This window comes from Microvirga calopogonii, from assembly GCF_003347665.1.
GTDB classification, from domain to species: domain Bacteria; phylum Pseudomonadota; class Alphaproteobacteria; order Rhizobiales; family Beijerinckiaceae; genus Microvirga; species Microvirga calopogonii.
In genome coordinates, this window is sequence record NZ_QDGA01000006.1 from 21,092 (window position 1) to 45,501 (window position 24,410).

Annotated in this window: 19 protein-coding genes; 2 read left to right on the forward strand and 17 right to left on the reverse strand. The window is 58.9% G+C overall.

All coding sequences use genetic code 11. The features are described 5' to 3' along the window. Positions 1-150: 150 nt before the first annotated feature. The 9 genes from DDF70_RS07970 to DDF70_RS08015 form a co-directional block, all read right to left on the reverse strand. Complete coding sequence (locus DDF70_RS07970; RefSeq protein ID WP_114944341.1) at positions 151-708, reverse strand: hypothetical protein; 558 nt, start codon at positions 706-708, stop codon at positions 151-153. A 75-nt stretch (positions 709-783) separates the two neighbouring features. Then, the gene (locus DDF70_RS07975; RefSeq protein WP_114944342.1) at positions 784-2,940 is read right to left on the reverse strand and encodes an ATP-dependent helicase; all 2,157 of its coding nucleotides are present in this window, start codon (positions 2,938-2,940) and stop codon (positions 784-786) included. Between the two features lie 336 nt (positions 2,941-3,276). Continuing rightward, the gene (locus DDF70_RS07985) at positions 3,277-3,753 is read right to left on the reverse strand and encodes a hypothetical protein (protein ID WP_205772408.1); all 477 of its coding nucleotides are present in this window, start codon (positions 3,751-3,753) and stop codon (positions 3,277-3,279) included. After that, the gene (locus tag DDF70_RS07990; protein ID WP_114944345.1) at positions 3,750-4,160 is read right to left on the reverse strand and encodes a single-stranded DNA-binding protein; all 411 of its coding nucleotides are present in this window, start codon (positions 4,158-4,160) and stop codon (positions 3,750-3,752) included. The genes DDF70_RS07985 and DDF70_RS07990 overlap by 4 nt, the downstream gene beginning before the upstream one ends. Before the next feature lie 137 nt (positions 4,161-4,297). Next, positions 4,298-4,726: a hypothetical protein gene (locus tag DDF70_RS07995; protein WP_114944346.1), complete on the reverse strand. Its 429-nt coding sequence runs from the start codon at positions 4,724-4,726 to the stop codon at positions 4,298-4,300. A 73-nt stretch (positions 4,727-4,799) separates the two neighbouring features. Continuing rightward, entirely contained in the window at positions 4,800-8,162 is a 3,363-nt protein-coding gene (locus DDF70_RS08000; RefSeq protein WP_114944347.1) for a hypothetical protein, read from the reverse strand. Between the two features lie 113 nt (positions 8,163-8,275). Further along, on the reverse strand, positions 8,276-9,271 hold the full coding sequence (locus DDF70_RS08005) for a hypothetical protein (protein ID WP_114944348.1): 996 nt from the start codon (positions 9,269-9,271) through the stop codon (positions 8,276-8,278). Positions 9,272-9,375: 104 nt separating this feature from the next. Continuing rightward, on the reverse strand, positions 9,376-10,572 hold the full coding sequence (locus tag DDF70_RS08010; protein ID WP_114944349.1) for a Rad52/Rad22 family DNA repair protein: 1,197 nt from the start codon (positions 10,570-10,572) through the stop codon (positions 9,376-9,378). A 40-nt stretch (positions 10,573-10,612) separates the two neighbouring features. Then, a complete protein-coding gene (locus tag DDF70_RS08015) occupies positions 10,613-11,527 on the reverse strand; it encodes a hypothetical protein (protein WP_114944350.1) in 915 nt (304 codons plus the stop codon). A gap of 165 nt (positions 11,528-11,692) precedes the next feature. Between DDF70_RS08015 and DDF70_RS08020 the strand changes: the two genes are divergently transcribed. Both DDF70_RS08020 and DDF70_RS08025 read left to right on the forward strand, forming a co-directional pair. Further along, entirely contained in the window at positions 11,693-12,841 is a 1,149-nt protein-coding gene (locus tag DDF70_RS08020; RefSeq protein WP_114944351.1) for a hypothetical protein, read from the forward strand. A gap of 262 nt (positions 12,842-13,103) precedes the next feature. Continuing rightward, positions 13,104-13,721 (forward strand): hypothetical protein, encoded by a 618-nt coding sequence (locus DDF70_RS08025; protein WP_162820258.1) that lies wholly within the window; start codon positions 13,104-13,106, stop codon positions 13,719-13,721. A 292-nt stretch (positions 13,722-14,013) separates the two neighbouring features. Here DDF70_RS08025 and DDF70_RS08035 read toward each other — a convergent pair whose 3' ends face one another. The 8 genes from DDF70_RS08035 to DDF70_RS08070 form a co-directional block, all read right to left on the reverse strand. Beyond that, positions 14,014-14,613 (reverse strand): VUT family protein, encoded by a 600-nt coding sequence (locus DDF70_RS08035; RefSeq protein WP_170316045.1) that lies wholly within the window; start codon positions 14,611-14,613, stop codon positions 14,014-14,016. Positions 14,614-14,653: 40 nt separating this feature from the next. Further along, positions 14,654-16,552: an ATP-dependent helicase gene (locus DDF70_RS08040; protein ID WP_162820259.1), complete on the reverse strand. Its 1,899-nt coding sequence runs from the start codon at positions 16,550-16,552 to the stop codon at positions 14,654-14,656. A 143-nt stretch (positions 16,553-16,695) separates the two neighbouring features. Then, entirely contained in the window at positions 16,696-19,053 is a 2,358-nt protein-coding gene (locus DDF70_RS08045; protein WP_114944356.1) for a type IV secretory system conjugative DNA transfer family protein, read from the reverse strand. Between the two features lie 74 nt (positions 19,054-19,127). Continuing rightward, positions 19,128-19,649, reverse strand: a complete 522-nt coding sequence (locus tag DDF70_RS08050) for a hypothetical protein (protein WP_114944357.1) — start codon at positions 19,647-19,649, stop codon at positions 19,128-19,130. 4 nt (positions 19,650-19,653) lie between these two features. Further along, on the reverse strand, positions 19,654-19,959 hold the full coding sequence (locus tag DDF70_RS08055) for a hypothetical protein (protein WP_114944358.1): 306 nt from the start codon (positions 19,957-19,959) through the stop codon (positions 19,654-19,656). A gap of 13 nt (positions 19,960-19,972) precedes the next feature. Continuing rightward, positions 19,973-20,995: an ATPase, T2SS/T4P/T4SS family gene (locus tag DDF70_RS08060; protein ID WP_114944359.1), complete on the reverse strand. Its 1,023-nt coding sequence runs from the start codon at positions 20,993-20,995 to the stop codon at positions 19,973-19,975. Positions 20,996-21,006: 11 nt separating this feature from the next. Next, positions 21,007-22,779, reverse strand: coding sequence for a TraB/TrbI/VirB10 family type IV secretion system protein (locus tag DDF70_RS08065; protein WP_162820260.1), 1,773 nt, complete (start codon positions 22,777-22,779; stop codon positions 21,007-21,009). Positions 22,780-22,789: 10 nt separating this feature from the next. Beyond that, positions 22,790-24,400, reverse strand: a complete 1,611-nt coding sequence (locus DDF70_RS08070) for a TrbG/VirB9 family P-type conjugative transfer protein (protein ID WP_162820261.1) — start codon at positions 24,398-24,400, stop codon at positions 22,790-22,792. Positions 24,401-24,410 lie beyond the last annotated feature (10 nt).

The following is a 24,410-nucleotide window of genomic DNA, read 5'->3' on the forward strand; positions in this document are numbered from 1 at the left end:
CAGCCGACACCGTGGTTACGTTCTCAAATCATCAGCCCCTCAACAAAAAAGGGCTGACGCCATAACGTGGGTTACCACGGCGTCAGCCCTGTTTCTATCGGGTATATGCGTTTTATTTCGGCGTGATGGCGGTTTACTTCGCCTTGAGTCTTAGCCGATCTTCACCGTTGCGGTGCAACCGTTGAGTGGGCGGCCGTTCCGAAGAGCGCGGACGGTGACGGTCCGTTGCTTGGCATCATAGGCGGCGTAAGTGGCGTTCTTGCGCGGATCCAGACCCGAGGGATCGCCGGGCGGGACAACTAGGAAGCAGCCCGTCGTCCGCGTGGTCTTGGAGCCGCCGGGGCCGGTGACTACAACCCGCAGAGGGCAGATCCCGTGGATGTCCGTGCTCGACGCCGAGTTCGCGCCATTATCGCAGCGGCGCGCGATGTTGATCAGGCTCACAGTGATCTGCTCCTGACCATCCGTGAAGGTGTGGGACAGGAATTCGGCCGGTGCGTTGCCGGTCTTGAAGCGGGGATCCTTCAGCTCATCGCGGAAATATCGGTTGTTGTCTGCAATAAGGTCGCCCCAGATCTGCAACATTGCGGGGGGTGCAGCGGAGGGCGTGGTCAGATTGTTGTAGGTCAGTACCTGCCAGTCCTGAGCCAGTGCAGCGCCGGAAAGAGCGAAGGTCGCTGCGAGAAAGGTCAAAACGGTCTTCATCATCGTGGATTCCTATTCGGGGAATTAAAAGGTGATATCCTCAACTCCTGCTTCTGGAAAGGAAGCAAGGGCATTGCTCTAATGGAACTGCTTGAACGTGCACAGATTGGCCTCGATAATATCGTTAATGTACACGTTCGGACGCCGTTCAGATCCATCGTTGGTCCGGTTGATCCGGCTTTTGGCATAGCTGATGAGCAGGCTGAGCTTGGCGCGGGTCATCGCCACATAGGCAAGGCGCCGTTCCTCCTCGAGATCGGTATCGGGCCGGACAACCGGGAAAATCCCTTCTTCCCACCCGACCAGGTAGACGTAATCGAACTCAAGGCCCTTAGCCGCGTGGATGGTTCCCAGCCATACGGCGTCATCTACGGAGCTATCGGTCTCCAGAAGGCTCATGGAGTCCACGAAATCCTGGATACTGGTCTGCTCCTTGGCGTGGAACAGGTACTGCTCGACCCGCTCCTCGATCGAAGTGGCCTGCTTGCGGAACTGGTCGGCCTTCTTCTTGTCGGCCTGGTTCTCGGCCTTCTCGCGAAGCTCCTGGACGTGCTCCTTGATTCCGCATTCGGCGATCACCTTCTCGATGACTTCGTCCAGCGGGACGCCCAGGCGATAGTCGTCACCGATCTCGTCGATGAACTCGATGAATGCCTTAACCTTCTCGACCGCAGCCTTCCGGATGGCACCGTTGCGGATCTGGTCGGCAAGGATGTCGATCATAGGAAGCTCAGTGATCCGAGCCGTGTCCGACAGCTTGGAGAGGCTTTCCTTGCCGAATCCTCTGGGCTTCGCATCGATGGCGTATTCGAACGCCGCGTTGTCGGAGCGGTTCAGCATCAGGCGAAGGTAGGCCGAGAGCGTTTTTATCTCGGCCGTCTGGTTGTACTTACGTCCGGCCGTGACCGTGAACGGAACTCGGCGCATCGTGAGCGCAGGCTGGAAACCGTTGAGCTCCATCGAAGCGCGGGCAATGATGGCAATCTGGCTGGGCCGGATGCCGTTCTTGAGCTTCCTCTCGATGTCGTCCACGATCCAGGAGACCTCACCACGGTCCTCGGAGAATTCATGGACCAAAACCGGGCTTCCCTGGGTGCCTTTCGTGAAGAGGGCTTTCCCATGACGGCTCTCATTGCCGGCAATAACGTGGTTTGCCGCATCAAGGATCGCCCGGGTCGAGCGAAAGTTCTGCTCAAGGCGGATGATCCGGGCGCCTGGGTAGCGGTCGCCGAAGCTGAGAATGTTGTCGATGTTGGCGCCACGGAAGCTATAGACGGATTGATCGTCGTCGCCGACACAGGTGTAGTAGCACCCCTGGCCGTGGTCGGTGATCAGGTCGAGCCATTCCTGCTGGATATCGTTGGTATCCTGATACTCGTCCACCAGAACAGCGCGCCAGAGCGTCTGGTAGTAGCGGCGGACCGCTTCGTCGTCGCGAAGGAGGTCGCGGCATTTGATCAGAATGTCATTGTAGTCAACCGCGTTCATGCGCTCTTTAGAGCGCTCATAGCGGTGGTACATCTGCTCGATGCCGTGGGGGGTGAGGAACGTGCCACGATTGAAATTCGGCGGGAAGCCCCGACCGGTCTTCTTGGCCTCAATGCAGTCGAGGATGAAGGCGTAGTCAACCTGGCGGCGAGAGTCGCTAGCGTCAGGAGGCACGATGTGCTCGCCGTAGGAGAGGCTGGCGTAACAGTCTTTGACGACGTTCTTCTGGTCGTCTGCGTCCAGAACGGAGAAGTTGGGTTCGAGGCCGGCCCGATCGGCATTGTCCCGGAGGAGGCGAGCCGAGATGGCATGGAAGGTGCCGACATCCATCGCCTTGGCCACCGGCCCCATCATGTTGGCGAGACGGTGCTTCATTTCCTGGGCGGCTTTTCGGGTAAACGTTACCGCCAAAACCTGGTGCGGCTGGACCCGCTGCGATCCAACGAGAAAGCCAATGCGCGATGTGAGGGACTTGGTCTTTCCGGTTCCGGCGCCGGCCAAGATCAGGAGTGGTTCGATCCCGTGCGTGACAGCCGCCTCTTGGATCTCGATGAGACTGGTCAATGCCCGGGCGCGGGATTCTTCCGCATCGAAGACCGCAGCATGTCCAAGGGAGCTATGATCTTCAATTTCGGAGAAAACATCATCTTCCAGAGCATAATCTGGCGTCGAAGGCAGAAAAGGGCTCTCGGACTCGTCGAGATCATACTGATCAAAGGGGCTGGCATAAACGAGATCGAGAGACATGGAGTGTGATCCTTCTAACCTCCGACGGGCTCTAGGGCCCTCTCGGGACTTCGCAGGTGACCTTCTTGGCGGCAGGCTCGGGGCTCGGCTCAGCAGCGATAAGTGCTATGAGCCTGCCCGTCCTGACGGCTGCGTCAGGACGTTTGCCAGCGATGTCGATGAAACGGTATACCCGGCCGCCCACGTTCACCGCGCCCTCCGGAGTGAGTGCTCCGATGATCACAGTGTCTGCTGATCCTGTTTCGGTTGTGGGGTGGATCGTCTTGGTACCGAAGTCGACGTAGACGATCCGGCCCTCAGCCGTCAGAATTTTTGGGGATTGGGTTCCCGCCACTTTCAAATCTCGATTGAACCGTCACGCCAGAGCGCCGCGATCTGCGGCGCAATCACTGCTTTTGCGTTTCCGTTGCCCTTGAACTCGAATCCGGCAACCTCTTCGCCGTCGAATTTCAGCCGAACGAGGAGCTTGTTGTCACGGTCGAGGATGTCTGCACTGCGACGAGCGAGATCCTTGCCATTGGCGTCATACTCTTTCAGGACGTGAGCTCCCATAAGGCCGCCCTCGGAAGGCTCGGCTATCGAGATGCGCTTCAAGGTGAATTCATCGCCAAGCTGCCGCTCGAGACTGGAAATGATGCTGGCCGGCGTCTGTTGACCGTCGACGGCATACTGCTCGACGACAACTTTGGTTACGACGACACGGGAGCCAGAGTCATCGGGTTTGGGCTGGGGAACCATAGTTAGAAAACCTTCACGTGGCTTGTGGGAGGGGAGGGAGCCTCGGTCCGTCGAGGAGACAAGACGAAGGGTCATGCGGCCAGCTCGCTCGGAGCCGCCCGGTCGGCAGTCACTTCCGCCTCACGGGCGGCAGCGAAATTGAAACGATTGAAGTGATTTCCACGCTTGATCGAAATGTAAGGGGTTCCTGCAGCCCCTTCATTCTCAGCGCGATATTGCAGACGGCCGCTCAGGGTGACCCAGTCACCTTCCTTGAGCACGCCCTGGATCTCGTCGGTGATGATCTCTTTGGAGTAGACCACGATGTGGTGGTTCTCGTCCTTCTCGACGATCGAGGCCTTCGCAGAGCCTTTGCCTTTGGTGAAAGACGCCTTTGTCGTGAGGGTGAACTCAGCAATCATCCCTCCGGAACCGTCGAAGGACTTGATGCTGATATCGCCCTTTACGACGCCGCAGAGGGAGATCTGATTAAGCCAGGACATGGCTTTCTCCGTTGATTCGCAAATCAAGAAACTTGGTTGCTCTTAACCCGTGTATACCCCGCCAGCCCGCGAAGTGTAATGCGTAAATAACGCTTCTTAATTCGCTCGCCGGATTCGATGGTTAACAACCCCGGGCTTTACACGTCCCGAGCAAAGCGGCGGCTCGACTTGGAGCACAAGTCGAGCCAGCGGGCCTCGTCGGCTTTGTCATAGGCGACGCGACGGACTTGGAAATCGATCGTGACGGACCTGCGGGAGACAGTCGCCACAAGCGCGACCCTTTGGTCTTCAATCTTCTCCGGATCTCCATTCCAGTCGCGATCGGCGACTTTATGGGAGAAGGTGACAGACTTTGTCTCAGGATCAGAGCGAAGCGGAGCAGTTGCAGCGCTGGCGAAAGCCTCGACAAGGGCGAGAGCCCGCATGTCAGCTCCGTCAAAGCCGGTGAAATCCGGATCCGTGCCAATGGCACGCTGGTAGACTCGGCGGGTGACATGAACCGAGCGGCCATCCCATTCACCTACGGTGAAGAAAGCCTGCTGGCGGGCCTGAACGTCCTGCATCATGGTCTGTCTCCTTTGGAACGAAAAAGCCCCGGCCGAGGGCCGGGGCTGATAATTGCGATCTTGTTAGAAGAGGTTATATCCCGATCCCATTTTGCTGGGCCCTGGCAACCACACGGAACTTGTCGTTGGCTGCCAGCTTAGAGAGCTTCGTTTCCAACTCGCGCTTGTCATTGTCCGCGAGGGCTACGGAGATCTCTTCAGGGGATTTAGCACTCTTTTGCTCATACTCGCTTGGGTGCCTCACAACTCCATACTTGAGAGCAATCTGAGCCGCCGTCAGACCATTCAGGTCGTCGCGGGTCAGAGTGTTCGCCTTTCCAGCTTCGACGTTTTCGATAAAAGCCCCCATTTCGCCGGTCTTCATGATGACCGTGGCCGGGCGGGAGAAGGACGCAACACGAACCATCGGGCTTGACTCTGGGTCCATGCCGCCGTCAGCGTTGTAGCCGTTGCTCTCGAAGACGCCGTCCTCACCCTGGAAGCCGACGCCAACCGGACTGATGGTGTTTCCGCCGCGGCCGGTTTTGGCCGTGATGGTCCCCATTTCTCGGGTCAGGGCAACGTTCGCGGTGAAGTTCAAGAACTCCTCCGGGTTCGGCGACAGGGTGGCAACGGGTCGGGTCTGGCCGGACTCGACCGCGATCAAGGCCGACACGTCCTTGTCACTGGCGGCGGCGAGCACGACGCTCTTCGCCGTCTCGGTCGCCATCTGCAGAACCTTGGTCCGGTTCGCAGCCGCCTCGTTCTTGCCGAAACCCTGGGCCGAGACCATGGAACCGCTGCCATTATTGATGGCGTCGAAGAGCGCGTCCACAGCCTTGTCGGATAGGCCCGCAGCGTCTCTGTCAGGGGAGAACGCAACGAACTTTGCCCCGTGCTTCGAAGCTGCCTCGATCACTGCCTCACCAATGCCCTTCTCAGCGGTGGTGTGGATGATCGACCCCTTATCACGAGCCTCGACGACAAGTTGCTCGATAGCGCCCTTCGTCTTCGCTCCGATCTCATTGTCGTGGCCGATGATGGCGACAGCATTTCCGACAGACGGCTCTCCGAAGATCACGACGGGCAGGGCACGAGCCTTGGCGAAGTCCGACGTCAGATCATAACGCATGTCGTTCTGCTTTGCGGCCTCAACCTTCATGGATGAAGCGAGAAGCAGGGCCTCCAGAGCAGCGGGGTTGCGAAGCTTTTCCACACCACCTCGGAGGGCCGCGGCGACCGGGCGGAGGAATGCCATTTCCTCCTTGCTGAGCGTCACGACGTTCTTGCCGGAACGCGAAGCGAAGTCGACCACTTCGCCGAGGGTCGTGAACTGTTTCTGAATGACCCCGAGGTTCTTGATGCCGCAGACCTGTGCCAGGGCGAGGCTGTTAACGGTGGCGATGGTCTTCTGCTCCGGGCTGATCCCAGGCGTCTCTGGATTGATGAGACCGGCAGCGCAGCTTTGGATTTCACGGCGAGCTCGTTCCTGAGGGGTCGGAGCGCCGATGACGGCGGTTTTGTAGGCTTCCTGGAGGTTGACCGGAGCGCCGGCGTTGTCCCGAACTTCGATCTGCTTGCCACCTTCGACACCACGCCGAACGTGCTGGCAGGTGTTGTAGTCGTTCTGCTCAAGGCCGAAGACGGCGACCTTGTTGGAAATGGACTGGGCGACCTGCCAGCCGATCATACGGGCTTGGTTGTCGGACTTGCCATCCGGATGCAGGACGATGAGCTTGCCACGGGCAGCGCGCTGACCCTCACGGGAGTACAGATCGAATGCCTCGTCCGGGTTGGACGGGTTTGGCACAGTGATCTGCATCTTGCGCTCGTTGAACGACTTAGCGCCGTTCTCCCCGACAATCTTCATCCGGGTGGTCTTGGCGGAGACAGTGGCGTTGACCACACCAAACCCGTTCTTTTCGGCCGCCTCGGTGAGCGCCTTGTAGGACTTCGACTTGTCGTCAACGGTAACGACGAGGCTGGTGCGGGTGTGAGGCGGAAGAGCCTTGTTGGCCACCGCGATCTGCGCCACGTAATCGTTGATGGCGCCGGCATTCTTATAGAACCGGGAGCCTTCGACGGCGACCGTCGGGAACTTCAGTCCGCTGGTCTCGGGGCCGAACAGGGCAGGGCGGATCGTCATCTTCACCGGGACGATCTTGCCGTCGTCAGCCTTCTTGTAGGAGGCGATCTCGACAGGACGGGAGAAATCCTCGCGGATCTGCTTGGCGGCGTTGTTGATAGCCGTGCGGGAAGGCACGTTTGGACCAGCCGAAGCCGCAAACGAGACCCAGGCCTCCGCGATCAGCGCCTGAGGACGGGAAGCCATGACGAAATCAGTCCGGTCCATCTGCTGCGAGGCATGGCGGCCCATGGCTGCCGTGATGGCGGTCCGGTCCAACCCGCTCTTCTGAAGGTCGGCCAAGGCCTGCTTCTGGCTCTGGAAAAGGTCGGAGGTCAGAACTTCCGTGGCAAGAGCGTTGAGGTCGGCGGTGAAACCGTGCCTCTCGGCCCGATCAGAGCCACTTGCGACGAGTTTGTCGTAGTTCTCCTTCTGCTTATCCATATCAGTACGCAGGATCCAATCCGGCCGATCCTTCGTGCCGTCGAGGACGCCCATGGCAGCGTTGTCGATGAAGGCTGCGAAGGTGCGCCGCTCCTTCTCGTCGGAAATCACTTCAGAGATCATGGAGCCGAGGCGCAGGCGGTTGTAGACGGCGCGCTCGAATGTCTCGTTGCCCACAAACGGATCTGCCGCCTGCTGCGCCGGCGCCTTGCCTTCGGGAGCGAAGGAGGAACGCAGGATCTGGCGGGTCATTTGCTCGCGGCGCTCCGAGGAGACGTCCTTGATGTTTCCGAGCTCATCCTCGTCGTCCTTGAACGGGACGGTCGTATCGGCATAGATGTCCCCGACGGCCTTGGTAAGGGTCCGATAGGCCTGAGTATTCCGCAGGCGGACAACCGTTGAGTCGCTGTCGTCGGTAATGATGTGGCCTTGGGCGGTGCCGATGGCCTCGTTGACCAGGCGGGTGAGGACCTGATTGGTCTGGGCAACCGTCAGGTTCTTCGGCATCAAGTCGGTCAGCTGGCGCTTGGCCATCGTGACATTCATTGTGCCTTCGATCTGACGGGGAGTGAGGTCGACGTCGCTGGCCTCAAGGGCCTGATTGGCGCGGGCAGTGACTTGGCGACGACCCTGCTCGGCCGAGAGGACGCCACGAGTGGCGACAGCCGCGATGGCGCGAAGCTCATTCCAATAGGAAGCGCGAGCAAGCTCGTTGTCCTGGGTCAGAGACTGTTCAATGTGGAATGCGAAAGAGGCCGCCTTGTCACGGTCGCTGCCGAACTGCGGGCGGTTGGGGTCCTGGATCGGGTGACGATCGCCGATGGTGATGACTGTAATGTCTCGCCGGAACGGGGCATCGGAGTGGTTCAGGAAGGACTTAGCGCTCATCGGGAGTTTGCTCCTGGCACGATGAAAAGAACAAAGGGTGGATGGGGTATCCCGGCAAAACGAATTATAACGCAGTTTTGCTGCTTTTCATATCGGTTCCGTCACTTGATCTGTTATCTGAGACGGAAAAGCAGGTATTTTTTGCGGGCGATCTCCTCCAAATGGTCCAGGGTCCAGCCTTCCTGACGAAAATCGTCCAGATCGTATCCGGCCTTGATGTCGTCAGACCGAACCCCGCTCGCGTTGGGCAGAACGGACCTCGGCATCCGAATTAAAGTGATGGACCGGGCGTCACTTCGGAGGAATTGCGACGCATAGCTCAGGCCGGCGCCGTCCATATCCTGAGCAATGAACAGGTCCCGTCCCTCCAAAGGGGCGAGATCGGCCATGTGGACTTTCCGCGAGCCTCCAAGGGTGGTGGTTGTCCAGGGCACAGCACCGCCGAAGATCTCGGAGGGGCGGGTAATCAGTTTCTTGGCGGCTTCTGCGGTCTTTTCCCCTTCGACGGCCAGCACAGGACTTTCTCCGTCATCGAGGTGTAGGTCGTACATCGGGTGCGGATCTGGGGGTGCATACCTGATCCACTGAACCTTGCCCTCGATCATCCAGGGCGTTAGGGGCTTGATATCCTTACCGCCGGCGGGATCGTCGAAGCGTACGGTGTAGAAGCACTCTCGGCCATGCCTGTCGTGCCATGACCACACGCCGTTATTGTTTTTTACTAGGTACGCAGGTGGCTTCCCCTGCTGGGAGGTGCCAGCATAGATCGCACCTTCCGGGAGACCCTTCTTCTTCCGGCGCTCCGCCGGGGCGACCCGCTGGCGAGGTTGAGCGGCATCACAGCGGAGCTCCCGCTTCTGTGTGCGGCCGAGTTGGCGGGGCTCAATGCCATATTTCCCCTTAAGTCGGTCGAGGATGATGGTCTGAGAGCAGGCCGCTCGACAATAGAGCAGAAGACGGTCGCCTTTTTGGGTGATCACGAGAGAAGGCTTGCGGTCGTCGTGAGCAGGACACAGGGTTTCCCACTCGTCGTCGCTATAGCGGCGCTCCTTTCCACTTCCGATCTGTTTGGCAAGGTCACCTGCGGAGAGCTTGAGGTTCTCTGACATTGTACTCAACGAGCTTTTGGGGTTTTAACTTTCCCCTGGTTCCAAGGGATTATTGATGGGAGCGCAGAAAAGGCCCCGCATCTGCATGCGGGGCCCGTTTAGGCCTACGCCGCCTGATCCAGACCGAGGATCTGCTGGCGGCGCCGATCGATGAACGTGTCCATCGTGTCGAAATAGTGCTTGATGTCCTTTGCTCCGGCCGAACTTCCAGAGATGATGTTTTCGTTCGACGCACGGCTTCGGAAATCAGCCATGTGGGCCTTCATGACCTCGACCTGGTCGACAGTCGTAACCCAGTTCTTCCGAGCCTCGTTGAGTTGCGAGAAAATGTTCTTCCAGCGATCCGGGTGTCCGACCTCGATCAGCTTGCCTTGCGGAATGATCAGACGCAGGTGCTCGGAGAGGGGATCGGTCAGGGTTCGGACGTCGGCTTGTGCTCCGTTCAAAGCACTCTCGAACTCGTCCGCGACCCTCGGCCTGACCTCGGGCTCGGTGCGGGCCTGGGATGTCGGGCTTGCGGGGGCCTGTCCCTGTGGGGGCCGGGCCAAGCCACTGGTGACGTTCGGCTCCTGGTACTGTTGGGGGCGGGCCGGTTGCTGGGGCTGCGATCTCGTCTGGGGCGAAGACGCCGGACGGGTCTGGGCGGTCGGGTGAGCCGAGGCCTGCGGAGGGGACGGGGGCCGGCTCTGTGGCTGCACTTGCGTCGGCTGGGCCTCGCCCTGGGGCTGGCCGGCATCGTTGGCGATCGCGACATCAGAGGTGGGACGCGTCTCGTCGTCGGCCTCGTCGTCCTCGGGCGGGACATAGTCGTAGTCATACCGCTGGGTGCCGTCTTTCTCCATGCCGCGGCCAAAGATGTTGCCGAGGAGGGTTGCGGCTCGCTTGATGGCATCCGTTCCGGCGGCTTTGAGAGCAAGCCCCTCAGCCTCCACAGAGTTGGGGTTGTCGGCGCGACGGATTGCATCGCCGGCACCGACGCCGTCCCGGAAAGTCTCTCGCCCATCCGGAAATTTGACCGTCAGGCGAACGGTCATCCAAGCCGATGCGACCCGGGCCTTGTAGACCTCCTGCTTGTTCTGCTTGAAGCTGACGAGATCCTGCTCCCAGACGCGGGATTCCTGATTGAGAATCTCCGTTCTCCAGTTCTCCGGGCCGAAAATTTCGTCCAGCTTGGTCGCGTCGTACTCCATCTTAACATAATAGAGTTTTGACCGATTATCGCCTTGGCGGTCCTTCTTGTTCTCGTTGGCGACCTTTTCCTTTAAGGCGATCACCACATCAGGGTTAGTACGTGCCGGCATATGAACCTCTTAAATTGGATTTCAAATTAGTGGCTTGCGATCAAACCGCCTGTGTCTGTCGGTCGATCTTGAGCGTCGAATAGGAGTATGCGGCCCGCTTTTGCTCCCCGACGTGGTGTTCATCACGGATGAGCCTGAAGCCCTTGCCATGTGCGGCCGAACGGTCCCCGAGGGCGGTGATTAGCCGAGCCTTCAGCTTGCGCTTGGTTTTGTCCTTCTCCCGAACATCGCGCTCGAGGCCCTGGATCTCCTGAGTGATGGCCTCGTATTCGGTCACAAGCTTGTTGAAGGCACGATCGTCGGTGTAGTCCGCAGGATCGGCATTGGTTGGACGGTACCGCTTTTCGATTGCGTCCCCATCGATGGCAAAGTCAGGAGCGGGCTCCTCGTCCATGTCGAGGGAGAAGATGAAGTCGGTCGTTGCCGTCTTGATCATTTCCCAAAGGGGAGGATCGAAATCGATCTCGACGAATGCTTCAAACTCACCGCCGGCCACAATGAGAGCAACCGCAAGGCTTTCAATGCCGAGCGCCGCCATGATGGGGTGAACTTCCGCGACAATATAAGGAGGAGCCTGAACCACTCCGTTGACATTCCAGTTGATGGCGTAGTTCTCGGACGAGATCTGGACCAGGTGGATATGCTTGGTGTCGTGACTGAGCGGCAGGTGCCCCCGGGAGCGCACCTCGATCAAGTTGCGAGAGAGAATCTGCCTCGTTGGGTAAATCTGCTCCTTGCTGCGATCGAAAAGAATGCAGGGATAGCGTTCCTGCAGCCCGACGACGAACTCTCGATGGAGGCGGCGGCTCCAGAAGCCGCGGCTGGATTCCACCTGAGACGAGGGAATGTTGCCTTTGAGTACGTGCCAGAGCTCCCAAGGAGATGGCGTCTTCTTGAGGCCTAGGAGCGTGGGGACGTATCGGGCCTGAATGACATAGTCTGGATCTTGGCTCATCGATTTTTCCGGGGATTGGAAAACAATAGGTTTGTTTGACCAGACATGCCTTTTGCCTTTCGAGCGACCGAGTTTTGCAAATCGTGCCGAATTACGTGCATTGTACCCGAATTTATGGTACCGGTCTTGTGTCGTTAATTCGCTATCGGAGACGGAGATCCCGCGATGCAGACAAGTCAGGTGAGCGTGGAAGCTGGTGTGAGTGGTAAGTCAGGACTTGATTTCGTGGCTCTCGGGCTTGTGTCCGAAGGGTTGACGGGGTTCTTCGCGCCGCGCACCCAGGCGGACACAATGATCAAGGAACTGGGCCAAGCGGGTATCAGGGCCACCTACAACGAAGAGTTTGGCTGCTACGCAGCCCCGACTGGCGCTATCCCAGACGTCAACCATCCTGCCGTCCAGCGCTATGGAGTGGGTTCCAAATCGCATGAGCTTTGGAAGGAAGATCGGACGAGCCAGCTTAATCTCGAGGCAATTCTCTTCGGCGCTGCCGAGGCGATTAGCCGGGAGCCGGAGATGGCAAAGGTCCGTGAGTCTGCTGCTCCCGTATCGGCGAAAGTCGCCTCGACCCCACAGCGCCGGCAGCAGGGCCAGGTGAGTGACGAACAGGTCGCGTACTCTGCCCGAGCCGAGGCTGCCGCCCAACAGGGACTGAAGCTGGTTGCGGCATATATCCGTGGCGGACTCATGCTGGCCGGTGACCGTAATCCGGAGCGCCGCGATCAGCAGCTAGCCATGATCCGTGAGGCCTCCCGTGAGGAGATTACCGAGGTCATGGACCGGACGGTGAAACGGTTCCAGGAGCTGGATAATAAGGAGAAGTTTGCACGCTTCGATCACGCAATCCAGAACCACTTGCCGGAAGTGGAGAAGCTCGCTCGAGCCATTGATCACGATAAGGCGTTCCAAGACCGGGTCACCTGGGCTGTCGAGAACCTGCAGTCCGGGAAGAATACCGAAGCAAAGTTCGTTCTGCGGGGCGCATTCATGCGCTTCGAGTTTGACGATCAGAAGCGTCTGGGAGGTGGAGTTACTCTGGATCAGCAGGACAAGATCCCGATGGACTCCCTTCGCCGTGGCTTCAATGCGCTGGAAAAGATCCACGTGGAGCGCTTCGGCATGCCGTCGGGCTATCGCCTGACGATCGGCCGGTCCGAGGGCGGCGTCTATAAGGCGGCGCTTCAATCGCAGGGACGGCCCGCGCCAGCCGCCGAGGGAAAGCCTGCGGCGGAAACTCCGGCCGCACAGCCAGCGCAACTCTCCCGCCTTCAGATGCGTCGGCAGATGATGGAGCAGAACAGCCAGGGGATGTAACGGGTTTTCCAAAGCAGTACGGATGAGAGGGCGGCTTCGAGCCGCCCTTTTCTGTTGGTCAACCAGGTGCCTTTATGGGCGCGCCCTGGGTCTCTCTTGGTGGTGCTTCGACAGGCTCCGCCATTTGTAATAGCCCATAATCGCCAGAAGTGCCCCGTTGTGCGAACCAGCTTTGAGCAGCCATAAATTCCTTAACAGGAGGAAACTTATGACTGCGAGCTCAGAACCTCGTTTGTTGGGCCCAAACGGCCCCAGGAAGACGATGATTACGGATCGTCTCTCTTATCCAGCTACCGTGACCCATCCCACAATGAGGGGCGAACTTCAGACGTTCGACGTAACTATCCATAGCGTCTACTTATCGGATGATGCCATCGGAGACGATCCAGACTTGGACGGGCTCGCGTTTAGAGGCTGGGCGACGGTTGAAGACTGGAGCGGCTTCAAGACCTTCTATGCCGGAGAATGCGAACGAGTTGTCGACAAGACGACGGGGGCAGTCGTCTCCGACATAGCAGCGTGGCTGCGTGGATTGAAGCAGCCTGTTGACCCGATGACCGTGCGGCAGCTCGGCGAAAGGATGCGGGAGCACTACCGCCTCAAGAAGTTCTACCGCATGCAGATTGGTAGGATGGAACTGGCTCAAGGAACGGGCGGATCGTCAATTATCTACACAGAGATCACCCAACCTGACGATACGATGGAGGCTTTCAGGGTCGGCAAGTTGGAAATCCGCTTGGATAAAACGTTTACGAGCATGGACGACGTCATTGGCTCCGAGCCCCTAACGATCGAGGTCGACATGGACGACGGTGACGGGGGAGATCGGGTCACATGCACGCCCTGCGCTGCCGGGCGCATCGACATCCGTGATAGCTAGTTTCCTCCATCGGATCCTAATCAGGAGCAGATCGAAACCTGCCGAATGATCCAGCCCTGGTCTTGGAGAAAGAAGCGACGCCGAACCTTTTTGCATTCCGCCCGCTCGGGTTGGGCCACTTGCACGGGGTTAATCATCTCGGGCCTTCTAGGTGGCTCGACGCTGGCCACTTTATTGAGGGCTGCTGCGTCAGCCGTGGAAGCCCCCATAAGGGCAAGGAGCGCGATCAGGCTGGTCGTGAGGGTCACACGGCGGCACATGGAGAACATTCTACGGCCGAGAAGCCGTTTGTTTAGGAGTGGGATGTTGGGAAACCTACGGCCGCCGATCCTGCAGGAAGGCGATTGCTGGTGCACGAATGTCGCCGATCCCGAATCCGCAGCCAATATAGAAACGGCAGGGAAAGAATAATCATCCACGCTTTCCCCAGGGCTTGGCCTAGGAGATGGTCGAGAGAGCCAAAAGCCAGCCAGAGGAACGAAATCGAGTCCGCCATGAGCCCGACCAGGCTTGATGCAACTACAGCTGTGATCAACCCTTTCCTCTGGAGTGGGGTGTAGACCGCAAGATCAATCAGCTCCGAAATCAGAAACGCCACAGCGCTGGCCAGGGCCAGAGCCGGGCTGATCCAGTAGCTGAGTGCGGCTCCCGCTAGGACTCCGACCGTGCTCCACGAGACCCCGAGTTGCCGTTGAACCAGGTCGCGGAGGATCAGGGCGGTTCCGGCCCAGACCACACCGCTCGGCGACATGACGCCGGGCGCCACTGGGATAAGACAGGGAGCATCGGGTGGGCATTCCCAACCGACCCGCGAGACGAAGTAGTTGGCGAGGGGAATGGTCAGCAAAAAACCAACCAAACTGGAAAAGCCAGCAATTCGAGCCTTGATCATGACGGAGATCTCTCTTTCTGATTGAAATTTCGGAGCCCTATCAGGCCAGGCCCATCTCGGTCAGAAACGGAGAGGGGCCGAGCTGATTGTCCCAGAGCAGGTAGCATCGGGCCGACGCCCGGGTGATGGTCACAAAGGCGAGGCGGCGAGCCTCGTCGATCTCATCGCCCTTGTCGAAGCCACTAGGGAATTTCCCCTTGGTCCATCCGGGGGAAATCACAACGGGCGACTCTAGCCCCTTCATGGCGTGCATCGTCGAAACGGCGACAGCGTTGTCCGGCCGCCCATCAACGTCGGCGATCTCCGTCTGGGCCGTCGCGATGATGGTGGCGAGATCCTCGGCCCGGTGTGCGTGCTCTGAGATGGCCATGTACTGGCGGAAGAAGCGAGCCCGGCGTGCAGGGTTGAGAGCCTCAAGGTCTTTATCGAGATCGGTATAGGTCAGGGCGAGTTCGATCATTTCCGAAGCGCTCGAAATCATCGTTGCACTCCGAAGACCCTGGTAGACATCCATCAGGCGCAGGAGACCGTCCTGTCTCAAGCTGCCGGCATCTGAGCGTTTGCTCAGCCATTGCATTACCGGAAGCCCTTCCATCCTGGCGGCTCGCCACACGGCCTGAGCGGTTCCAAGGCCAGCGAGGCTGGTCATGATCTTAATCGCCGCCGGGCTGTCGGCTTCGTTTGCCAAAAGTCGGAGCCATGCGAGAAAGATCTGGAGTTGAGGCGAGGAGTCCGCATCGGGGTTGAACCTGAAGACGTTCACTCCATGACGGATGAGAAACTGGGCGGTCTCATCGGCGTCACTGTTTGTCCGAGCGAGGACGGTGATGTCCTTGGGTTGGGCTTTGGCTACGGATTGGATCAGGACCAGAGCCTGATTGAGCATTCCCTGTTGGCCATTGCACGGGATGCTTGCTACGTCCCCCTGACCCTTATTGCCGGAGCGGACTGTTTTCGTGTGTCTTTTCTGGTTGGCCGAAATGAGCTTCCCGGCCTTTCTGACGATCTGCTCCGGACACCGGTAATTGATCCCGAGCTTGATGACGAGGGCATTCGGATACCTCTTCTCGAACGTCAGAATGTTGTCGACCGTGGCATGGCGCCATCCGTAGACCGCTTGGTCATCATCGCCGAAGCACGCCAGATTGTTCCCAGCGTCAGAAAAGATCTGAAGCCACCGCTCCTGGACCGGATTGGTATCCTGATATTCATCCACTAGGACGAGCTTGAATTTCTTTCGCCAGGATCGGGCCACAATGGGATTGGCGCTTGTAAGGCGGATGAAATCGAGGATCAGATCGTTGTAATCCAGACAGCGGTTCTCCCGCATCGTCTTCTCATACTGGGAAAGAATATCACTATCTTCCCTGGACAGACCCGGCGCGCCTGAGACCCATGACGAACTACTAGGGTCCAGATTGACGCCCATGTTTTTGGCTGCATCAATCGTTTTTAGGAGAGAGTTGATCCGCTTGTCGATCTCCCGGCTGCTCGAAGAGTTTCCGAACCCGTCCAGGCTCGCGAGGATGCCCGTCAGGGTCATCTTAATCTCTTCCGGCTCGACAATCGTAAAGGGCTTCTCGCCGGTATGGATCGCTTGGTGGACCCGGAGCATGCGTGAGGACAGGGAATGAAATGTCCCGACGTAGAGATTGTCTACATCTCCGACAATCTTCCTCCCAATGCGCTCTTTCAGTTCATGGCCGGCCTTTCTTGTGAACGTGACCGCCATGATCTCGTCAGGCTTGTAGCCGAGGACCTGAACCGCAAAGATGAACTTGGTTGCCAGAACGTGGGTTTTGCCAGTTCCAGAACTCGACAGGACCAGGAGTGGTTTATGGAACGCCTCGACCGCTGCCTTCTGCTGCGGGTTCAAGCCGTCTGTGAGAGATGCCTCGATAGAGGGAAGTGCCGAGATCATGGGAGCTAAATCTGGCACGGTTTTCTCTTCTTGGGGTTTGATAGATCAATCGGAATGCTCTGCCCAAGTCGAAAAAACTCTTTCTGTGCGCCCCGCCAAAGAAAACGGCAGGAGATTGTCCATTCCCGCCGCTTGAATCCTCATCTTGAACTTTCCAACGATTAGCCCCCGTACTTCACGACCTCTTTGGTTATGTGCTTCGTCGCCTCGTCGTCATGCTGCTTCTTGAGGCGGCCTGCCTTTCTCTTCGCTGCGTCAGCAGGATCTATGGTCTTGAGGCGGCTCTGGAAGATGAAATTAGGTACTGTCTGTGTTGCGATCGGACCTTTCCCGCGGGAGCGAACATGGATGGCCATCTCCTTGTCCTTAAAGAAGTACGGCGTATCAAGCTTTATCGGTCGGTTGAGGAAGTTCTGGACAAGTACGATGTTCTTGCCGGGCTTTAGGGATGCGACGTCCTCACTGCGTAAGAAGCTGATGTTTTCGACTTGCTCGGACCGGCTCCAGGCCATGGGATTAGCTGACTTCGAGAGACCTTCATTATAGGTTTTCTGGGCGCGCTGGATCGTGGTTTCTCCGACCATTTTCTTAAACTTATCGATGGTGTCGGTGTTGTTTTGCGCCAGGACGTATTTGACGGCCGTCGTGGTGATGATCACCGACTCGTCTTCAGCCGTGTACTTCTTTCGAATCTGGCCGAAATCCTGTGCGGCTAGGAGATAGCTGACCTTCTTGGAGCGTCCAAGGTCCGGTCCAGTGATCACCGACTCGATGCGAGGCAGCTTGGCGAACTCGTCGAGAGCGAAGCACACGGGGAAGGGGCCGAGTTCCCTGCCGGTTTTGGGGTTAAACTGTCCTGGCTCATAGGAGATCAGGCTCTGCGAGAAAACCTCGTAAAGGAGGGCGGTGACGGTCTCGAAAGCGCTAGCCTCGGCCTGGTTCACGCAGATATAGAGCGTAACGGGTTTGAACTCCTTGTCTCCAGGAGCTTTCATCCCCCGCATGTCGTCCGGAGTAAAGTCGCAGGCCGAAGTTCTTTGAGCGACGGCAGCATTTTTGAAGGGCAGGAGTGCCTGGTCCATCGTGCCGAAGACGCCCGATCTTTCCTTGTCCGCCATATTGACGAGAGAGCTTAGCTCAACGAAGGCACGCGGCGAAGGGAACTTTCCACCCTGTTCGGCGGGAACGACATCGTCGCAAAGGGCACGAATCCAATCGCCCATCTTGTCCGATCCCATGGCTGCCATGGGGTCTTCGTCACCTGTCTTCTTCGTGCTCTCGAACTGTGAAACTGCAAGCCAATCAGAGAGCATCGGAATTGATGGTTCGTAGCCGTTCCATTTTGCAGGCAGTCCATCATAGTTCTTTTTGTCGCCTACCTTGGAGATCAGGTAGTGCATGAACCCTGTGAGCGCGGCGCGCCCTTTGGTGACGAAGTAGTCGTTCCCTTTACCGCCATCGGGGTTCGGAATCAGAGTCTTCGCGACTGTATCAAGATAAGTGTCACGGTCGGGGCCCTGCGGCGGGACGAGCTTCGGCGAAAGAAAGTTGAAGCGTGGGTAGAAGACAGGATCCTGAACTGTATAGACATCGGCCCCGTCGAGCGCATTGACCCATTCCTTGACCGCTTCAAAGCGTGCAGGCGCGACAGGGACTTCGAACGTGCCTTGATTTGTGCTGGTATCACGCGCCTTGTATCCGGCAACTAACTCCTCCGGAACCGGACCTCCGGCTCCCAACAGGAAGAGTTTTTCGAACTGGGCCCAGAAGGGCGAAGCCTTGCCCATGTTGAAGGTCATGATGAAGTTCGGCTGATCGACCTTCGCCCAGTTCAGCATAAAGACGTGGCTCTTCTGCGAACGGTAATGTCCCGTCATTTCGTAGAGTTCGGGTTTCGGGTCATTGACGATGAAGGAGACATTGTCACCTTTGAGGAGCGTCGGAACCACGAATGCAGCCGTCTTACCGGTGCCGGGAGGCGCGAGGCAGAGGGCGGAAAGGGTCTCGATCATCATGACCATTTGCCCCTTGCGCTTACCTTTTGGCCATCGGCCAAGTGCCATCAGGTGCCCACCCTTGATCCCGACCTGTTCGCGAGCCTCCATTTCAGCAAGGGTCTCGTCATCGCACCAATCGGCAAAGCCGCCTTTCATGACCTGACGCAGATAGGGGTTGAGCAGAGCCGGAGCCATGTAGACAACGGTACTAACCAGAGCAACGCCTAGGTAAGCTTTGAGAGCGTCGAACCCGCCATAATTCGGCGAGGCGACAAAGGCATAATTCATCGAAAGGATGTCGCCGCCGGCCACGCGGCCGAAGAAGGCTCCGACACCATCAAGCGTTCTCTGGTTCATCGGTTGATCAATGAGCCAGCGGAAAAGCGGTGTGCAGAGGGTAGTCGCCCCAGCCAGCGGAAGACCAATGACAGCCGTCGTTGCGAGCCAGCGGTAGTGCTTCCGCTGACTTTCCGTCATGTGTTCAGGCAAATACTCTGTTTTGAGCGGGTTGTGGAGCTTCATGACAGAAACCAGAATGAAATTATGAGTGGACCGGCACTTGAACTTGGGAGTTCGAAGCGTCTGAGCCTGAGATCTTAGGCTGCGGCGGGTAGGAGCGGCAGATCCTCGCTTCCTGCCGCTGGTGCTTCAGAGGAAGCGACTTGGCCGGGGGCAACTGGAAACAGGTCAGTGACGTACTGGCCGAGTGCATCAAAGACGGCCATGACCCCGTACCGGGCAGCCGATTGATCCTGAAGGATGGTCTGCAGGTGGGTGACGGCAATTCGGCGCAGAGGTGAGGGCGACGGGCCAGGTGCGCTCTTGCCTGTAACCCATAGCTCTATCGGGGAACTATCCCTGGCGCACATGTAGTTGTGATAGTCGGAAAGGATGGCGTCAGCGAAGTTCTCGAGGGTCGGTACCGGCAGTTCATGATCATCTGAACTGAATTGTTCGGCACGTTCATCGACGAAAGCCAGCAGCAGGCCCTTCAACAGCATTCTGGCGGGAAGAAGGTGCGAGGAGTAGTGCTGTGCAGGAAGCACGTTCAATGCGATCGAATTCACGGCCGACAAGGTGGCGTTGAGGGTCTGCCCAGTAGGGAGCTTTGTAGCCATTGGATCAGACTCCTGCTTGCAATGCGAGCTGTCCAGGCGCGGCGGACGCAACTGCCGAGGCCGCGGTGGCGTCCCCTTGTCCGGCACGGCCGTTGATGGCTGCAATGATCTCCTGGGTCCGCCGGTCTTCGTCTTGGCGCCGAATGACCGCGAAGCTATGCACGACGGCAGCGATCCAGAGATAGGGGAGCAGGGCTGGGGCCAACACAATGCCGAGGCAAATTATCACAACACTGGCAATGGCATCATTCTTGGCGTCCCGGATAACGAGAGAGATAGGTGGGACGAAAATGGCGGTCAGGTAAATCATGGAAGCCTCGTTATCAGGCAACGGCCGAAATGCGGCGCTGGCCAAGGGAATCTTTCTCGATCTGGATTACACGGATATGCTCGGCCATCTGAGCGCGGAGTTCGTCGCGATCAATGGCATCCGTATTGCCGGCCATCGAGCGGGCGTTTGAGATACAATTGATGAAGGTGGTCAGCGCCTCGTCTGGAGATCTGGCGTGGATCGTTGTCATGAAGTGGCCGTGACCTGTCGTCATGAGCTCCCAGATCGTCGCAGCATTCGAGTTCGAAATCTCGCCGGCCATGACCACATCCGGCGTCATGCGGACGATCAGATCGCGCACGGCCCGGTAGTCGAACCTGTTGGCCTGCTGCGTACGGCTCATCAGGATGTGCACGCGATTGGGCTGCAGGACGCGGATTTCGCGGGTGTCTTCAACCGTCAGGATCCGCTTCCGGTCGTCGAGAAACGAAACAAGCCGGTTTAGGAACGTCGTCTTGCCGCTGCTGGTCGCTCCGGAAAGGAGAATGTGATCGCCTCGCGTGAGGGAGTTGACGATCTGCGCGAAGGGATCGTCAGGATCGGTCGCCCGGGTGAAGATCGACGCCACTGGAGGGCGAAGCTTCTGCCCCGGAGTGATGCCGTAGTCTTGGAGATCAACCGTCTGCTCCTTGCTGTACTGGCGAATGCAAACGCAGATCGATCCCTCTTCACTGGTCCCTTCAGGCGTTTCGCTCTGAATGTTGGGCCCAACACCCGCGGCGAAACGGTGCCCTCCGGGCACGGTGCCGAAAACGACCGGCATACCGGTCGCCCCAAAGTTTGGGATGTTCTGGAGGTTTGCCACCATGTGGCAGATGTTCTCGAGATACCGCGCCGTGAGGTCGGGGGCTTCCTCGGGAACCCACTGGCGGCCCTGATCGTCAGGGCGGCGCCGGCGAACCCAGATTTCCCCGGGCTTGTTGATGGCGATCTCCTCGATATCGGGATGGAGGAGGCGCTCATAGAGCGGGTGGATGAACCGCTGAAGCAGGACCTGAGTGGTTGTGTTGGTCATCGGGCAAGTTCTCAGAAGGGCGACCAATTGGGAGCCATCGGCGTACCGGCGGCTGACTGTTGTTGCGAGGCTTGGCGGGACTGTTGCCGCTGCTGAAGCTTCTGGTTGGCCGATGGGGCGTTGATGAAGTCCAGGCTGTCATCCGCCCTGGCTCTTTGCTTCTGGCTCCCAGCCTGCGTCAGATCCTGCACCATGGGACTGTTCATGCTCGACGCCGGATTCTGAATGACACCGGTGTTCTGCATGTACTGCGGGACACTGGTGCCGATAGGGGAGTTGAACCGGTTCGGCACTGCCGCACCTGCCTGTTGGGTGGCTCCTTGGCCGCCGGGCGCGCGGCCGGGATGGTTTCGGGCTGCCTGGTACTCGGGGGAGGCACGGACCCTTCCGGCGTATTCCTCGCGCATTTTCTGAGTGGGATGGATCGGCTTGAGCCACAGATCGGTATTCGGGAACACGGTAATACGGGTTCCCGCCGGAACAGTCCTGATCGGAGGCAGAGCCAATTGTTCTTCGGCGAACTGTTGGATGAGCGGCTGCGTATCCTCTCGGAACTGCTGGGTCGCAATTCCTCTGGCGTCCTGGGCAACGTTGGCTGAGCCGGCGGCGTAAGGGCTGACGGAGGTTACCACCGTCTGAGAGCCGTTGAGACCCAGCGTGACGCCGATATTGAGCGCTGACATGAGCATGGTGGTGCCAAAGCGCTCGAACCAGCGGTTGTTCATGTGAGCTGGAATGCTTGCGCGGCCCATCGCGTCGCCGCTGGTAGCCTGGAAGGCGAATGCCGCGCCATCAGGCCTGACCAAACGTTCCCAGGCAATGGCGACCTTCTCCTCACCGGTCGAGCCGATAGCTTCAACGGTTCCGATGAGGGTCGATCCGCGCTCGATGATAACGAGCCGCCCGTCTCCGCCATAGATGTCGCGTTCGACGGTAGCCACAGCGCGGGAGGCGTTGCGGGTGTCGATCGGGATCTTGATCACCGCGGGGATCGGCTTGTCCATGGTGACGACGCGGCTCATGTCCACGGGAAAGGACGAGGAGTTGCGCTTGTAGCCGATGGCCTCCCAGTCCTCTTCGACCGGCCGCTGGGGACCGAGGTAGGTCAGGGACTCGGCATCTGATTGTGAGGTAAGGAGGCTGGCTGACCTCCGGTTGCGAAGTACGGCCTCTGCGGCTGGATCGTAAGCTGGTTCAGGAGGAAGGGCCGGGGCAGCGATAACCGGCTCGACAACAACAGGAGTAATCGCTGAGGCGTCCACGCTGACCACCTTGGTCAGGTTCCGGATGGAGCCGTCAGACCGTTCAGAGGCGGCCGTAATCAGAATACGACCGTCAACGCGTCCGGGAATGGCAGGGTCATAGACGAATTGAACCAGGCACGCTTGATCGATCTCTAGCCGAATGCCCTCGCAATTGCTCGCATCGAGACGGATTCCGGCCTCCTGAGCGTAGGGCATGCTGACCGTTTTGATGGTCGCCGGCATTTCGGTCGCACGGATCGAGAACGTCGAGGTGAAGCGTTCCTTCCCGGCTGGGATATCCCGTGCCTCGATTGTTGTCCGATCTGGGCTAATGTCACCCTCCTTCGGTGGCGCCTTTGGGGCCTCCGGTTGGGCTGGGGCAAAGACCGGCTCGGAAGGCGGTAGGGCAGCCTGTCTCATAGCAAGCGCCGTATTCCGTTCGGGCAGCGTGAGAACAAACAGTGTGACACCCAAGAGGGCCAACGCGCTGGTCGCGGTGGCGAGCCGGATTTTGAGCTTGCGCTTAGGATCGTCGCTCATGCTTGTCCCCTTATTCCGCAACCATACAGGTGTCGCCGTGGCGACGACGGACATCGCAGATCGAACTGGCCGCCGAGGGATTGACGCCGCTGATCCGGATCATAGCCCTGCCAGAGGCAGGAGCACCCTTGAGCGAGCCGCCAGTCTCTGTCTGCCAAGACAGCTTAGCTTTGCCTGCCTGCAGACGATTATCCGCTCTGTAGAGGTTCCAGACCTGCTCGCCTTCAGCTTTGCTGTAAGGACCGAGGATGACCGCGCTTGAAGTCGGGGCGGGAGGTGGCGGCGGGGCAGCCGGGACGATTGCAGGTGCCGGGGCCGGAACTGCCTTTGGCGCAGGGGCAACAGCTGCGGCGGGAACAGCCATCGGCGCGACCAGTGGCCCAGCAGAGGCGACCACCTGCTTTTCGACAGTCTCAACCGCACCCTTGCGGATAAGGGGCGCCTGGGGCACCGGGGTGACGGGCCTGACGGCGGGTGCCGGAACCGGCTTTTCGATCACAACGGTCTTTTGAACCTCAACCGGGACCTCGCGCTCCACGATGACCGGCTTCTCAACCACAACGGTCCGCCGGAGGTCGACGATCGGTGCATCTTTGGCATAGCGGTTATCGTCCAGTGGACGAGCCAGCCGGAGGCAAACCAGACGGTTGCCGTTGCGGAGTGTGATGTTGCCGATGGCCTCGATCACCATCATAGAGCGGTCCTTACCGGCAACGCGGGTGCCAACCGGGCTCTCAACCCCTTGGATGACGAGGGCGGCAACGGGCCATTCGGTCATGGAGGAGGCGTTCGGGCCGAAGTCCAGGTAAGTGAACCGGCCATCGTGCCAGGCGCGAATAGGAGCGATCACAGCGTCTTCCTGGGACCGGGCCTCGATGCTGATATTGTTCCGCATATCTCCAGGGTTGACCGGAGCCCCTCGGGCGTACTCGCGGCCGCCAGCGTCGAAGTAGGCCGTCGCCTTGTTGACCGCAGGCTCGTAGAGGTCCTTGTAATTGGTGTACGGCATCGAGACAGGGGCCGTCGAAGCAAGGGTTTCGCCCGTGCCGGCCTCCATGCCGCCTACCACGACCTCGACGGTCGTGTCTGGGAGGCGATCGGCATTGAAAGGAAGAGAACGGAGATAGAAGTTGTAGACGTTGCCGGAGCTGCCGTAGACGATCAGGTTCCCATCGACGCCCGGATAGATCGCCCGAATGGCAACGGAACGCTTGTTCGGCGCCGTCGACGTCTCGAAGGATCCGGGGTCAGATGACATCACCTGAACAACCTCTTCCTGCCGGGGGAACTTGATCACGCTGAGCAGGCCTTCGCGCGCGTTGACCTCCATCACATCGTCAGGACGCCAGGAGATTTTCACGAAACCCGGACGGGTCTGGCGAGGCGACTTGTGTTTGTTCGGATCAAGCCAGGCCTTTTGCTCCAGCCCAAGTGGCTTTGAAGCAACTGCAGTCGCAATGCGGGAGGTACCCTGCGCGGCTACCTGAGAGGGCATGTCGAGTGGCTCCGGGGCGAGACCCGGGACACCCGGAGCCGAGAATTCCGCCGGCACATTTGCTTGAGCCTGCGTGATCTGGCCTGCCGGTCCCATAGGCGTGCCCTGCGCAAGGGCGGTGTTCATCCCAGAGGCT